A 14305-nucleotide genomic window follows, 5' to 3' on the forward strand; every position below is an offset into this window, starting at 1 on the left:
ACATAGTCTAGTGGCGATAGCGAAGAGGTCACACCCGTTCCCATACCGAACACGGAAGTTAAGCTCTTCAGCGCCGATGGTAGTTGGGACTTTGTCCCTGTGAGAGTAGGACGTCGCTAGGCACACACAAGATCAGCCAATATGGTTGGTCTTTTTTTATATTGTTTTTTTGGCGGATTATGGTTAGCAGAACATGGCTAGTAGGTAGTTGTTATATGGGAAAGAGTAATGTAAAGTGTGGAATCGTTCCATTTTTATGATTGTAATGAAGGAAAGGGAACGAAAAGTGCCAATTCGTTACAGATTTATGGATTAGATGAAGAAATAGGTAACAGAAGCCATACACAAGCTTTTTTAGATTAATATAGGCAAAAAATCAGGTAACTCCAATCCCGCAAACACCACAATTGGTATATCAACCTCCCACAACGCCCGGATTCTATATATTCCAAACACCATTTATGAAACCAATCCATCACCCACTTCGTATAATTACATATAGAACAGACACTTAGAAAGAGGGGTTCCCATGCTAGCCGGATTCATTACATGTTTTTTTGCAGGTCTGTTATGTATCTTATTGGGCTTTCTGATTTGGAAAAAGAAGCAGCTATCGCTTATTGCGGGTTATAATGAGGAAACATACAAAGGTGATAAAGAGAAGCTAGCTAAAGTGGTTGGCTTATTTACGATCATCGTTGGTCTGCTAACAATTTTATTACCATTTGGACTTGAGTTTGTAAGTGAGCTTTTTGGATTGCTGTTTGGTGCTATCATTACGATTGGTTCGATTGTCCTTATTATTTATGTAAACAAATTAAATAAGCCAACTAATCCGAAATAAAAGTCCCCCACAAGTATGTGAGGGACTTTCGCATTCATTCATTTATTATCTCGATCGATTACTTCCACTTTTTTTCTAGAGTCGTCCGGTATTTGTTTATGGAGGTGAACGAATAGAAGTCCTCTCTTGTAGGTTGCTTTTATCCGGTCTTCTTTTACAGTGTAGGGGAGTTGAATTTCTCGTTCGAAATTTCCTTGAAAAATGCCTTCTTGAAGGATATCAAAACCATTAAAGTTCAAATTGATTTTTCCTTTTACTTCTAGGGTTTGATGTTTGACATAGATGTCAACATCCTCTACCTTAGCGAGTCCTGGTAGGCTCAATACAACTAGGAGCTCATTTTCACCTTGGTAAATGTTTAGCTGAGAATGGGCATTATCGAAAAATGGAGTGAATCCGCTCCAGAATTCATCACCAAAAAAATGGTCCCATTGCTTTCGCCATTCATTCATATTTTTAAATTGGTCCATTTTCATGGGCTGTTCCTCCTTTAAGTTACGTCATTCCGTATCATAGAATATGGCATAAGGGGTTGGTATGTGCCTATAAATAAAATCATGATATTATGTTTGGAGGAGTATCCTTTAGGGAAAATGTTTAGTACAATGAATACTTTGGTAAGCTAAGTGAAGGAATCATTCCTAAGGGGGAGTTAAATTGTTAGCAAATGCGTATGTCATGGTTCTGATTATTTTAGTCATTAATATTGTATATGTTTCTTTTTTTACAATTCGGATGATCCTGACGATGAAGGGGCAGCGCTATTTGGCTGCGTTAATTAGTACAGTTGAGGTTGTCATTTATGTCGTAGGGCTTGGTTTGGTGCTTGATAATTTAAATCAGATCCAAAACTTAGTTGCTTATGCAGTTGGATATGGAATTGGTGTAATTGTAGGAATGAAGATTGAAGAAAAGCTCGCACTTGGGTATATTACCGTGAGTGTGATTACAAAGGAATATGAAATGGATTTGCCAAAGCTGTTGCGTGATGAGGGGTATGGGGTTACGACCTGGATGTCCCAGGGAAGAGAAGGTGACCGATTGTCAATGACGATCTTAACTCCTCGTAAATATGAGATGAAATTATATAAAACCATTACAGATGTGGATCCGAAGGCATTTGTCGTTGCATATGAACCAAAGTCCATTCACGGCGGATTTTGGGTAAAGGCTGTAAGGAGAGGGAAGCTTGAATCATGAGTAAACCTAAGAAGCAAAAATTTGAAGTCAAAGAAAATGAGACGATTGACCAATGCCTTGAGCGAATGCAGGCTGAAGGGTATTTTCCTGTTAGAAGAATGGAGGAACCTGTGTTTCAGGAGGTTAAGCGTAATGGGGAGATTGTCGTTGAACCATGCGGAAGAAAGATTGTTTTTGAAGGTAAATTGCAGTAAAACACGAACGTTCAAAATAATGATTAGATAAAATGTTCGATATTAATTGACAACCCAATAAAACTGTTGTTAAGATTAGGTTAGATAAAATACCTCATATAATCTTGGGAATATGGCCCATAAGTTTCTACCCGATAACCGTAAATTATTGGACTATGAGGGAAAAGTATAATTTTACCTATTCTTGACATGGAATGCCCAGGTAGGATTGCTTTCCCCTTTTCGGAAATCAGTCCTGTCTGGGCATTTTTTATTTTCTAAGTCTAGCTCCAGGCGCCATCGGATCTCTGGTCTAAGCCGATGTGAGGGCGCCTTGTGCTTATCAATAAAGGAGGATCTTATGAATCCAGTAGTTGGTGTAATAATGGGAAGTAGTTCAGATTGGGAAACGATGAAGGAAGCTTGCAATGTACTTGGTGAGATTGGAATTCCTTATGAAAAAAAGGTCGTATCTGCTCATCGTACACCAGATTTAATGTTTGAATATGCGGAAACAGCGAAGGAACGGGGCATTAAGGTTATTATTGCGGGAGCAGGTGGTGCCGCGCATTTACCAGGAATGGTTGCGGCGAAAACAACTTTACCTGTTATCGGAGTTCCAATTCAATCAAGAGCATTAAATGGACTCGATTCTCTTTTATCCATTGTTCAAATGCCTGGTGGAGTGCCGGTTGCCACAGTTGCAATTGGTAAAGCAGGTGCAACAAATGCGGGATTATTGGCAGCTTCCATTCTTGGAACATCCAATCAAGAATGGGATCAGAAGCTAGTTGAAATAAGGGAAACTAGAAAGATTCAAGTACTAGAAAGTAGTGATGAGCTTGAATAATCGAATTTTACCAGGGCAAACAATTGGGATTATTGGTGGAGGACAGCTTGGTCGGATGATGGCCATATCGGCAAAGGAAATGGGATTTTTCGTTGCTGTACTAGACCCAACACCAAATTCACCATGTGGGCAGGTTGCGGATATCGAAATAACCGCGAAATACGATGATCTTGAAGCAATTAAACAGTTAGCAAGCGTGAGTGATGTAATCACTTATGAATTTGAAAATATAGATTATGAGGCTTTAACATGGCTTGAGGAAAATGCGAATTTACCTCAGGGTAGTCATTTATTAAAAATAACCCAGGATCGTGGTACAGAAAAGAGTGCGATTCATGAGATTGGTTTACGTGTGGCTCCGTTTCTTCTCATTGAAAATGAAGAGCAATTAGCTGAGGCTGTTGAGACAATCGGTGTTCCATCCGTTTTAAAGACATGTCGTGGTGGCTATGACGGAAAAGGTCAGTTTGTATTGAGAAAGAGAGCGGATGTCAAAGAGGCATCCAGACTATTGGTGTCTGGAATGTGCATTTTAGAAGCATGGGTGCCTTTTGAAAAAGAAATATCTGTAATCGTTACAAGAAACCCGGCAGGCGAGGCTAAAACGTTTCCGGTTGCAGAGAATATTCATGTTGATAATATCCTGCATCAATCCATCGTTCCGGCAAGAATCTCAGAAAAAACAGTAGCCAAAGCAAAAGAAATGGCGATGAAACTAGCTTCTGAATTGCAATTGGTTGGAACATTAGCGGTTGAAATGTTTGTGACTGAAGATGGGGAAATCTACATTAATGAGTTAGCGCCGCGTCCACATAACTCTGGTCATTATTCAATCGATGCATGTGAGACGTCTCAATTTGAGCAGCATGTTCGCTCGGTTTGCAATTGGCCGCTTGGAGAAACAACCCTCTTACAACCTGTTGTCATGACCAATATTTTAGGTGAGCATCTACAGCCTTTACTTGAAAAAGTATCCCTTTTATCTAATGTGAAGGTTCACTTATATGGAAAGAAAGAAGCAAAAGTGAAGAGAAAGATGGGGCATGTTACCGTCTTAGGAAATACAGTTGATGTGGCTCTTGAAAAGTCAAACTCCTTACAAATCTGGAATGATTCACAATTTATCCGTGCTTAAATTGAGGGGGAAATTACATGATAGAACGTTACACACGTGAGGAAATGGGTTCCATTTGGACGGAAGAGAATCGGTTCCGTGCTTGGCTTGAGGTTGAAATTTTAGCTTGTGAGGCTTGGGCAGAGTTGGGTGAGATTCCGAAAGAAGATGTTGCCCTTATCCGAGAAAATGCATCCTTTGATGTCGAGCGAATTAATGAAATTGAGGAAGATACAAGACATGATGTTGTGGCGTTTACACGTGCCGTTTCTGAAACGTTAGGTGACGAAAGAAAATGGGTCCATTACGGATTAACGTCTACAGATGTTGTTGACACTGCCTTATCTTATTTACTTAAACAAGCAAATGACATCCTACTAAAGGATATTGAAAACTTTATCACTATTTTAGCTGAAAAAGCGAAGGAACATAAATACACCGTTATGATGGGACGTACTCATGGTGTTCATGCAGAGCCAACGACATTTGGCTTAAAACTTGCTTTGTGGCATGAAGAAATGAAGCGAAATGTAGAGCGTTTCAAGGTAGCGGCTGATGGCGTTCAGTTTGGAAAAATTTCAGGAGCGGTAGGTACCTATGCGAATATTGACCCGTTTGTTGAAAAGTATGTTTGTGAAAAGCTAGGTATTTCTCCTGCACCGATATCTACACAGACCTTACAGCGAGATCGTCATGCGGCATATATGTCAACATTGGCTCTCATAGCAACTTCGATTGAAAAATTTGCAGTTGAAATTCGTGGCTTGCAAAAGAGTGAAACAAGAGAAGTGGAAGAGTTTTTCGCAAAGGGCCAAAAAGGTTCATCTGCAATGCCACATAAACGAAATCCGATTGGATCAGAAAATATGACAGGAATAGCTCGTGTGATACGTGGGTATATGATGACAGCCTATGAAAATGTTCCACTCTGGCATGAGCGTGATATTTCGCATTCCTCAGCAGAGCGTATCATTTTACCGGACGTGACGATTGCGTTGAATTATATGCTAAACCGCTTTGGAAACATTGTGAAGAATTTAACGGTATTTCCTGAGAACATGAAACGCAATATGGATCGTACACTTGGTTTGATCTACTCACAGCGCGTTCTTTTAGCGTTAATTGACTCAGGTTTAACACGAGAAGAGGCATATGATACGGTCCAGCCAAAAGCAATGGAGGCATGGGAAAAACAAGTTCCGTTCCGTGAGTTAATTGAGGCTGAGGAAAAGATTACGAGCCGATTAACTCCAGCCCAAATTGATGACTGTTTTGATTATAACTACCACCTTAAGCATGTCGATATGATTTTTGAACGCTTAGGTTTATAACCGTCTGTCACTAATCTGAATTTTTGAGGGGGAGTCCTAAATGGACGTAAATAAGCTTAGTTTGCTGTATGAAGGAAAGGCTAAGAAAATTTATCAAACTGCTGAAGAATCTATCGTATTAGTGGAATACAAGGATGATGCCACAGCTTTTAATGGAGAAAAGAAAGCGCAGATCGTTGGTAAGGGTCGCCTGAATAACGAGATTACAAGCATGCTATTTTCAAAGCTTCATATTGCAGGAATCAGAACACATTTTATCGGTAAGCTTTCGCAAAATGAACAACTCGTTAAACGAGTATCAATCATTCCACTCGAGGTTGTGGTTCGAAATGTGGTTGCGGGAAGTTTTTCAAAACGAGTAGGTATTGAAGAAGGAACAAACTTAAAAAGACCAATTGTTGAATTTTATTTTAAAAATGATGACCTCGGTGATCCGCTTGTGAACGAGGATCACATTGATGTTCTAGAGCTTGCAACAAAGGAGCAAGTACAGGAACTCAAAGAACAGGCACTTAAGATTAATGACGTATTACGTACATTCTTTTTAGACCTTCAAATCAGATTAGTAGATTTTAAACTTGAATTCGGTGTAACGAAAGACGGAGAGATACTGTTAGCAGATGAAATTTCACCTGATACTTGCCGTTTTTGGGATGTTGAAACGAATGAAAAATTTGATAAGGATGTATTCCGTAGAGACCTTGGCAATTTAACGGATGCTTATACGGAAATTTTAAACCGACTAGGAGGACGAATTGCATGATGTACAAAGTAAAGGTTTATGTGACGTTACGAGAAAGTGTATTAGATCCACAAGGAACTGCTGTTAAGGGGTCCTTGCACCAATTGAATTATAAGGAAGTTCAGGATGTTCGTATTGGAAAATATATGGAGCTAACGATTGACGAATCCGTAGTTGACCTTGATAAGACAGTGAAGGAAATTTGTGAAAAGCTGTTAGCAAACACAGTAATCGAGGACTACCGTTATGAAGTTGAGGAGGTTGTCACACAGTGAAATTTGCCGTAATTGTGTTTCCAGGCTCTAACTGCGATGTTGATATGTTTCATGCCATAAAGGATGCGCTTGGTGAAGAAGTCGAGTATGTATGGCATAATGCTACAAATCTTGATGAGTTCGATGGTATTTTACTTCCTGGAGGATTCTCTTATGGAGATTACCTACGCACAGGGGCACTTGCTCGTTTTTCAAATGTGATGGATGAAGTTATAAAAGCAGCGGAGGCTGGTAAGCCAGTTCTTGGTGTATGTAATGGATTCCAAATTTTATTAGAAGCAGGCCTTTTACCGGGTGCGATGCGCCGTAATGAAAAGTTAAAGTTTATGTGCCGTCCGGTTGAACTACGCGTTGAAAACAATAAATCGATGTTTACATCTGAATATGAAGCGGGTGAAGTAATCACAGTCCCAATCGCTCATGGTGAAGGGAACTATTATTGTGATGAAGAAACACTTGCTAAATTACGTGCGAACAATCAAATCGCATTCACGTATGACGGAACAAACCCAAATGGAAGTATTGCAGATATCGCAGGTATTACAAATGAACGAGGAAATGTACTTGGAATGATGCCTCACCCAGAGAGAGCGGTGGAGGATTTATTAGGTAGTGCAGATGGAATTAAGCTATTTCAATCAATTGTGAAAAATTGGAGGTTAGCAGCAAATGTCGTTACTTCTTGAACCAAGTCCGAAGCAAATTAAGGATGAAAAAGTATATAGTGAAATGGGTTTAAGTGATTCAGAGTTTGAGTTAGTCGAAAAGATTTTAGGTAGACTTCCAAACTACACGGAGACGGGGTTGTTCTCTGTTATGTGGTCTGAGCATTGTAGCTATAAAAACTCAAAGCCTGTGTTACGAAAGTTCCCAACAACGGGAGAACGTGTTCTCCAAGGTCCTGGTGAAGGTGCCGGAATCGTTGATATTGGCGACAATCAAGCAGTTGTTTTTAAAATTGAAAGTCATAACCACCCATCAGCAGTTGAGCCCTACCAAGGGGCAGCGACAGGTGTGGGCGGGATTATCCGTGATGTGTTTTCAATGGGAGCAAGACCAATTGCACTATTAAACTCCCTTCGTTTTGGTGAATTAACTTCACCAAGAGTGAAATACTTGTTTGAAGAAGTAGTGGCAGGGATCGCTGGTTATGGAAATTGTATTGGAATTCCTACAGTTGGTGGGGAAGTCCAGTTTGACTCTTCCTATGAAGGAAATCCACTTGTAAACGCAATGTGTGTTGGATTAATCAACCACGAAGATATTCAAAAAGGCCAAGCAAAAGGTGTTGGCAATACAGTCATGTATGTTGGGGCTAAAACAGGTCGTGACGGAATCCACGGCGCAACCTTTGCGTCTGAGGAACTGACTGAGAACTCCGATGCAAAGCGCCCAGCAGTACAGGTTGGGGATCCTTTTATGGAAAAATTATTGCTTGAAGCTTGCTTAGAACTCGTGAAATCGGATGCTTTAGTTGGAATTCAAGACATGGGTGCAGCAGGTTTAACGAGCTCTTCAGCAGAAATGGCAAGTAAAGCTGGCTCAGGAATCGAAATGAACCTTGACCTTGTCCCACAACGTGAAACAGGAATGACAGGCTATGAAATGATGCTTTCTGAATCACAGGAACGTATGTTAATCGTGGTAGAAAAAGGCCGAGAGCAAGAAATTCAAGATATCGTGAAAAAATATGATCTTGAAGCGGTTGCAATTGGAAAGGTAACAGATGACAAGCAGCTTCGCTTAATTCATAAAGGTGAGGTCATTGCAGATGTTCCGGTTGATGCTCTGGCGGAAGATGCACCGGTCTATCATAAGCCTTCTAGTGAACCCGCATCCTATCGTGAATTTAAAGAAATGAAGATTGAAGCTCCTAAGCTTGAAAATGTAGAGCAAACCCTTCTAGATTTGCTTGCGCAACCTACCATTGCAAGTAAGGAATGGGTCTATGACCAATATGATTACATGGTTCGTACAAATACAGTGGTTGCTCCAGGCTCAGATGCTGCTGTTGTAAGAATCCGTGATACTCAGAAAGCACTGGCAATGACAACAGACTGTAACTCAAGATATCTTTATTTAGATCCAGAGGTTGGTGGACAAATCGCAGTAAGTGAAGCAGCAAGAAATATCGTTTGCTCAGGTGGTGCACCACTTGCGATTACAGATAATTTAAACTTTGGTAATCCAGAAAAGCCAGAAATTTTTTGGCAAATCGAAAAAGCCGCAGATGGAATAAGTGAAGCTTGCCGTGTGTTAAATACGCCGGTTATTGGTGGAAACGTGTCTCTTTATAATGAGACGAACGGTGAAGCAATCTACCCCACTCCAGTTATTGGTATGGTTGGTTTGATTGATGATGTTTCCCATATTACGACTCAGGAATTTAAAAAAGCAGGCGATCTTGTTTATGTCATTGGTGAGGCGAAAGAAGAATTCGCAGGCAGTGAACTTCAAAAATTAATCCATGGAGAAATTTTTGGTCCAGTTCCTGAACTAGATTTAGAGATTGAAAAAAGAAGACAAAAACAAGTATTAACTGCAATTCGCGCAGGTGTAATTGCTTCTGCACATGATGTAGCAGAGGGGGGCTTTGCGGTTGCATTAGCGGAAAAGGCCTTCGGTGCAAAAGGCTTAGGTGTTAAGGTACAAATCAAAGGCGATGCAGTAACTGAATTATTCAGTGAAACACAGTCTCGTTTTATCGTATCTGTGAAAAAAGAAAACAAAGATAAATTCGAACAGCTTGTGAAAGCAAACCTTGTCGGAGAAGTGACAGCTGATGGGACGTTTGTCATTGAAGATCAAACTGGTAAAGAGATTATGAATCTAGCAGTTGATGAATTAGAACGTATTTGGAAAGGAGCTATCCCATGCTTGCTGAACTCAAAGGCCTAAACGAGGAATGTGGTGTATTTGGTATCTGGGGTCACCCAGACGCAGCTCAAATTACGTACTATGGATTACACAGTTTACAGCATCGTGGTCAAGAGGGTGCCGGCATTGTTGTCAGCAATGGTGAAAAGCTTCGCATTGTAAAAGGGGAAGGCCTTGTAAACGAAGTATTTGGCAATGGCGAACTTGAACAACTACAAGGTAAAGCAGCCATTGGGCATGTTCGTTATGCAACAGCAGGGGGCGGAGGCATTCAAAATGTTCAGCCCCTCCTCTTCAATTCTCAAGTAGGTGGGCTTGCTATTGCCCATAATGGAAATCTTGTAAATGCAAATGACCTAAAGCATCAATTGGAAAACCAAGGGAGTATTTTTCAAACAACTTCCGACACTGAGGTTCTCGCTCATTTAACGAGAAAAAGCGGTTATACAAAAATCAAGGACCGCGTTAAAAATGCTTTAACGATGTTAAAAGGGGCCTATGCCTTTTTGATAATGACCGAAAAGAAAATGATAGTTGCCCTTGATCCAAATGGTCTTCGTCCATTATCACTTGGTAGACTCGGTGATGCTTGGGTAGTAGCTTCTGAGACTTGTGCATTTGACATTGTAGGAGCAAAGTTTGAAAGAGACGTTGAGCCAGGTGAACTAATTGTCATTAACGATGAAGGAATTCATTCGGAACGTTTCTCATTAATGACCAATCGCGCGATGTGCAGCATGGAATATATTTATTTTTCTCGTCCTGATAGCAATATTAATGGTATCAATGTTCATACCGCTCGTAAAAATTTAGGCAAACAGCTTGCCCTGGAAGCACCAATTGAAGCCGATGTCATAACAGGAGTACCTGATTCAAGTATTTCAGCTGCTATCGGTTATGCAGAGCAGTCAGGAATTCCGTATGAACTTGGTCTCATTAAAAATCGTTATGTAGGTAGAACTTTTATAAAACCTTCCCAATCACTGCGGGAACAAGGGGTAAAAATGAAGCTCTCGGCTGTTCGTGGTGTTGTTGAAGGAAAACGTGTTGTTATGGTGGATGATTCAATTGTACGTGGGACTACAAGCCGACGAATTGTCAACATGCTTCGTGAAGCAGGGGCAACGGAAGTGCATGTTTGCATTAGTTCACCGCCAATGAAGAATCCGTGCTTCTACGGAATTGATACCTCAACACATGAGGAGTTGATTGCTTCTTCACATTCAGTTGAAGAAATCCGTGAACTTATTGGAGCAGATACATTAACGTTTCTAAGTCCGGAAGGGTTAGTAAAAGCAATTGGCAGACCGTTTGAAGGAGAAACGCGCGGACAATGTATGGCTTGCTTTACAGGAAAATATCCAACCGAAATCTTCCCAGATACGGTATTACCACATGAGAAAGTTTTAACTTAATTCAGCCTTCAGCTGAATTAAGTTAAAACGCCGGCGGATGCCACGATTTTTCAAAGGAATTTTTTCGAGCCTAGGATCAAAGACTAAGAGCGCCACTTCCTGTGGCAACGTCTTTGTGACCCACCTCGTGTGGACCTAAAAAAATCGGGCAGCAAATACGCCTTGGCGTATTTGATTGCTAAATTAAAGTAGAGGTGTTCAGAACATGGCAAATGCTTATAAGCAAGCTGGAGTAGATATTGAAGCAGGCTATGAAGCTGTTTCTAGAATGAAAAAGCATGTCGCAAAAACCGTTCGACCTGAAGTGATGGGTGGACTTGGTAGCTTTGGTGGCATGTTTGATCTTTCAAAAGTCAATGTGAAAGAGCCTGTTTTAGTTTCGGGCACAGACGGTGTCGGCACGAAGCTCATGTTGGCCTTTATGATGGATAAGCACGATACGATTGGGATCGATGCAGTTGCAATGTGTGTGAATGATATTGTGGTTCAAGGAGCTGAGCCCTTATACTTTTTAGATTATATCGCATGCGGGAAAGCAAAGCCTGAAAAAATCGAACAGATTGTAAAGGGGATTGCAGATGGCTGTGAACAAGCGGGTTGTGCGTTAATTGGCGGTGAGACAGCGGAAATGCCAGGGATGTATAATGAGAATGAATATGATCTTGCAGGCTTTTCAGTAGGTGTTGCTGAAAAATCCAAGCTTGTAACGGGTGCTTCGATTAAGCCTGGAGATGTTTTAATCGGTCTATCTTCTAGTGGCCTTCACAGCAACGGCTATTCACTTGTACGTAAGGTATTGCTTGAGGATGGCGGGCTAGATCTTGCGAAAAACTATGGAGAAATCGGTCGTCCATTAGGGGAAGAACTTCTACAGCCCACAAAAATTTATGTGAAATCCTTGTTAAAAGCAATGGAGACATTTGAAATTAAGGGAATGTCCCATATTACCGGTGGAGGTTTTATTGAAAATATTCCTCGGATGCTACCAGATGGTGTGGGAGCAGAGATTGACTACGGCTCATGGCCAATTCCACCCATTTTTGACCTACTTCAAGAGACTGGTAACCTCAATCGAAAAGAAATGTTTAATATTTTTAACATGGGAATTGGGATGGTCCTTGCTGTTGAAGAAGCGATTCTACATGATGTAATTCACCTTCTTGAAGAGCAAGGAGAAAAGGCATTTATTATTGGACGTATGAAAGAAGGAAACGGTGTGACCTTTGGTGGAGGAGCACTTGTATGAAAAAAATAGCAGTTTTTGCATCGGGCAGTGGCACAAATTTTCAAGCCATAATGGATTCGATTAAGGAAGGAAGACTTGCGGCAAAAATTGAATTAGTAGTTTGTGATAAGCCTGGTGCGAAGGTGATTGAGCGTGCTTCAAAGGAATGGGTGGAGACCTTTGTTTTTTCACCAAAAGAATATCCAGAAAAATCATTGTTTGAAGCGGAAATTGTAGAAAAACTACGTGCGAAAAATGTAGAATTAATAGTGTTAGCTGGATATATGAGATTAATTGGTAATACACTTTTACAGGCGTATCGTAATAAAATCGTGAACATCCATCCGTCATTATTGCCAACATTTCCGGGTAAAGATGCGATTGGTCAGGCATATCGAGCAGGTGTCAACATGACAGGCGTTACGATTCATTATGTGGACGAGGGCATGGATACGGGACCAATCATTGCACAGCGGGAGTTGGCGATCGAACCGGGGGATACGTTAGAGAGCATCGAAGAAAAAGTACATGATATCGAACATGAATTTTATCCACAAATCCTGCAGTCTCTTGTAACAGCGAAGAGCGGAAATCTACAGTAAGGAGCGATTAACGTGACAATTAAACGTGCACTTGTCAGTGTTTCAGATAAACAAGGTCTTGTTCCATTTGTGAAAGGATTAATTGAAAATGGGGTTGAGGTTATCTCAACAGGAGGTACAAAACGTACTCTTGAAGAGGCAGGACTTACAGTGATCGGAATTTCAGAAGTAACTGGCTTTCCAGAAATCATGGATGGACGTGTAAAAACCCTTCATCCTAATATTCATGGTGGACTTCTTGCGGTTCGAGAAAATGAAGAACATGTCAAACAGCTTCAAGAACATCAGATTACACCGATTGATTTAGTAGTTGTAAACCTATATCCATTCCAACAAACGATTGCGAAGCCAGACGTTCAGTTTGCGGATGCAATTGAAAATATCGATATCGGTGGACCATCTATGCTTCGTTCTGCAGCTAAAAACCACAAGTATGTAACAGTTGTTGTTGACCCACAGGATTACGACAATGTTTTAGCAGAGATTACAGAAAAGGGTGAAGTTACAGCACGAACAAAGCTTCGCTTAGGTGCAAAGGTATTCCGTCATACAGCTGCTTATGATGCAGTAATTGCTGAATTCTTAACAAATGCAGCGGGTGAGGAAAGTCCAGAATCCTTAACGGTTACGTATGAAAAGAAACAAGACCTCCGTTATGGAGAAAACCCACATCAAAAGGCAGCATTTTATAAAAAGCCATTAGGTACACCTGTTTCCATTGCGTCAGCCACCCAATTACACGGAAAAGAATTATCCTACAATAACATTAATGACGCGGATGCCGCGTTACAAATCGTCAAAGAGTTCAAAGAGCCAGCTGCAGTTGCAGTTAAACATATGAACCCTTGTGGAGTAGGGGTTGGAAATACATTAGAGGAAGCTTATCAAAAAGCATATGAAGCAGATTCTACATCTATTTTTGGTGGAATTATTGCGGTTAACCGTGAAGTTGACGCGCAAACTGCTCATAAATTGCGAGAAATTTTCTTAGAAATTATTATTGCCCCATCATTTAGCAAGGAAGCTTTTGAGATACTTTCTTCAAAGAAAAACTTACGTCTCCTAACTGTTGATTTTTCAGATGACAAGAAGGTGGAGAAGAAGCTTGTGTCCGTTCGTGGTGGACTGCTTGTCCAGGATGAAGATGCATATGGTTTAGATGATGCAACTATTTCTATTCCGACAAAGCGTGAACCAACCGAGCAAGAGTGGGCTGATTTAAAGCTTGGCTGGAAGGTTGTAAAACACGTGAAATCAAATGCAATTGTCTTAACAAAAGACGATATGACAATAGGAATAGGCGCAGGTCAAATGAACCGTGTAGGGTCAGCGAATATCGCAATTAATCAAGCGGGTGAAAAGGCAAAAGGATCGGCACTTGCATCAGATGCCTTCTTCCCAATGGGTGACACAGTAGAAGCCGCAGCAAAAGCAGGTATTACAGCCATCATCCAACCAGGTGGATCGATTCGTGACGAAGAGTCCATTCAAAAAGCAGACGAATACGGAATCGCAATGGTCTTTACCGGAGTACGTCATTTTAAACATTAAATGGTTTTGAAGAAAACTGGTAAATTTTAGTTGATTGGAGTGTGTGGCACGAGATCCTTGAAAATGCACGCATTTTCTTCGTGCGGTGTAGTTTCCAGGAAGCCTA

At 40.8% G+C, this 14305-nt stretch carries 15 protein-coding genes, 1 rRNA gene and 1 riboswitch; of the genes, 15 read left to right on the forward strand and 1 reads right to left on the reverse strand.

Annotated elements, in window-relative coordinates; translation table 11 throughout:
* The first annotated feature begins 6 nt into the window (after positions 1–6).
* A 5S ribosomal RNA gene (rrf, locus tag DZB84_RS22805) occupies positions 7–122 on the forward strand.
* A 407-nt stretch (positions 123–529) separates the two neighbouring features.
* Positions 530–844 (forward strand): DUF3784 domain-containing protein, encoded by a 315-nt coding sequence (locus DZB84_RS22810; RefSeq protein WP_116354603.1) that lies wholly within the window; start codon positions 530–532, stop codon positions 842–844.
* A 38-nt stretch (positions 845–882) separates the two neighbouring features.
* On the opposite strand, the gene DZB84_RS22815 is transcribed toward DZB84_RS22810, so the two are convergent.
* A complete protein-coding gene (locus DZB84_RS22815) occupies positions 883–1320 on the reverse strand; it encodes an Hsp20/alpha crystallin family protein (protein WP_116354604.1) in 438 nt (145 codons plus the stop codon).
* A 181-nt stretch (positions 1321–1501) separates the two neighbouring features.
* Between DZB84_RS22815 and DZB84_RS22820 the strand changes: the two genes are divergently transcribed.
* The 13 genes from DZB84_RS22820 to purH all read left to right on the forward strand — a co-directional run bounded on the left by DZB84_RS22820 (position 1502) and on the right by purH (position 14199).
* Complete coding sequence (locus DZB84_RS22820) at positions 1502–2044, forward strand: DUF2179 domain-containing protein (protein ID WP_116354605.1); 543 nt, start codon at positions 1502–1504, stop codon at positions 2042–2044.
* Complete coding sequence (locus DZB84_RS22825) at positions 2041–2238, forward strand: NETI motif-containing protein (protein ID WP_116354606.1); 198 nt, start codon at positions 2041–2043, stop codon at positions 2236–2238. The genes DZB84_RS22820 and DZB84_RS22825 overlap by 4 nt, the downstream gene beginning before the upstream one ends.
* A gap of 74 nt (positions 2239–2312) precedes the next feature.
* Positions 2313–2414, forward strand: a riboswitch (purine riboswitch).
* 164 nt (positions 2415–2578) lie between these two features.
* On the forward strand, positions 2579–3067 hold the full coding sequence (purE, locus tag DZB84_RS22830; RefSeq protein ID WP_116354607.1) for a 5-(carboxyamino)imidazole ribonucleotide mutase: 489 nt from the start codon (positions 2579–2581) through the stop codon (positions 3065–3067).
* Positions 3060–4202 carry a 5-(carboxyamino)imidazole ribonucleotide synthase gene (purK, locus tag DZB84_RS22835; protein WP_116354642.1) on the forward strand — a complete coding sequence of 381 codons (1143 nt, stop codon included), beginning with the start codon at positions 3060–3062 and terminating at the stop codon, positions 4200–4202. Before purE ends, purK begins: the two co-directional genes overlap by 8 nt.
* Positions 4203–4219: 17 nt before the next feature.
* The gene (gene purB / locus DZB84_RS22840; protein ID WP_116354608.1) at positions 4220–5512 is read left to right on the forward strand and encodes an adenylosuccinate lyase; all 1293 of its coding nucleotides are present in this window, start codon (positions 4220–4222) and stop codon (positions 5510–5512) included.
* 40 nt (positions 5513–5552) lie between these two features.
* Entirely contained in the window at positions 5553–6275 is a 723-nt protein-coding gene (purC, locus tag DZB84_RS22845) for a phosphoribosylaminoimidazolesuccinocarboxamide synthase (RefSeq protein WP_116354609.1), read from the forward strand.
* Positions 6275–6529: a phosphoribosylformylglycinamidine synthase subunit PurS gene (gene purS, locus DZB84_RS22850; protein WP_116354643.1), complete on the forward strand. Its 255-nt coding sequence runs from the start codon at positions 6275–6277 to the stop codon at positions 6527–6529. The genes purC and purS overlap by 1 nt, the downstream gene beginning before the upstream one ends.
* Positions 6526–7215 carry a phosphoribosylformylglycinamidine synthase subunit PurQ gene (gene purQ, locus DZB84_RS22855; RefSeq protein ID WP_116354610.1) on the forward strand — a complete coding sequence of 230 codons (690 nt, stop codon included), beginning with the start codon at positions 6526–6528 and terminating at the stop codon, positions 7213–7215. The genes purS and purQ overlap by 4 nt, the downstream gene beginning before the upstream one ends.
* Positions 7199–9427: a phosphoribosylformylglycinamidine synthase subunit PurL gene (gene purL / locus DZB84_RS22860; RefSeq protein ID WP_116354611.1), complete on the forward strand. Its 2229-nt coding sequence runs from the start codon at positions 7199–7201 to the stop codon at positions 9425–9427. The genes purQ and purL overlap by 17 nt, the downstream gene beginning before the upstream one ends.
* Positions 9403–10821, forward strand: a complete 1419-nt coding sequence (gene purF, locus DZB84_RS22865) for an amidophosphoribosyltransferase (protein ID WP_116354612.1) — start codon at positions 9403–9405, stop codon at positions 10819–10821. Before purL ends, purF begins: the two co-directional genes overlap by 25 nt.
* Before the next feature lie 205 nt (positions 10822–11026).
* The gene (gene purM / locus DZB84_RS22870) at positions 11027–12067 is read left to right on the forward strand and encodes a phosphoribosylformylglycinamidine cyclo-ligase (RefSeq protein WP_116354613.1); all 1041 of its coding nucleotides are present in this window, start codon (positions 11027–11029) and stop codon (positions 12065–12067) included.
* Entirely contained in the window at positions 12064–12648 is a 585-nt protein-coding gene (gene purN, locus DZB84_RS22875) for a phosphoribosylglycinamide formyltransferase (RefSeq protein WP_116354614.1), read from the forward strand. Before purM ends, purN begins: the two co-directional genes overlap by 4 nt.
* Before the next feature lie 12 nt (positions 12649–12660).
* Positions 12661–14199 carry a bifunctional phosphoribosylaminoimidazolecarboxamide formyltransferase/IMP cyclohydrolase gene (gene purH / locus DZB84_RS22880; RefSeq protein WP_116354615.1) on the forward strand — a complete coding sequence of 513 codons (1539 nt, stop codon included), beginning with the start codon at positions 12661–12663 and terminating at the stop codon, positions 14197–14199.
* Positions 14200–14305 lie beyond the last annotated feature (106 nt).

The organism is Bacillus sp. HNG (assembly GCF_003400205.1).
Lineage (GTDB): Bacteria > Bacillota > Bacilli > Bacillales > Bacillaceae_L > Ferdinandcohnia.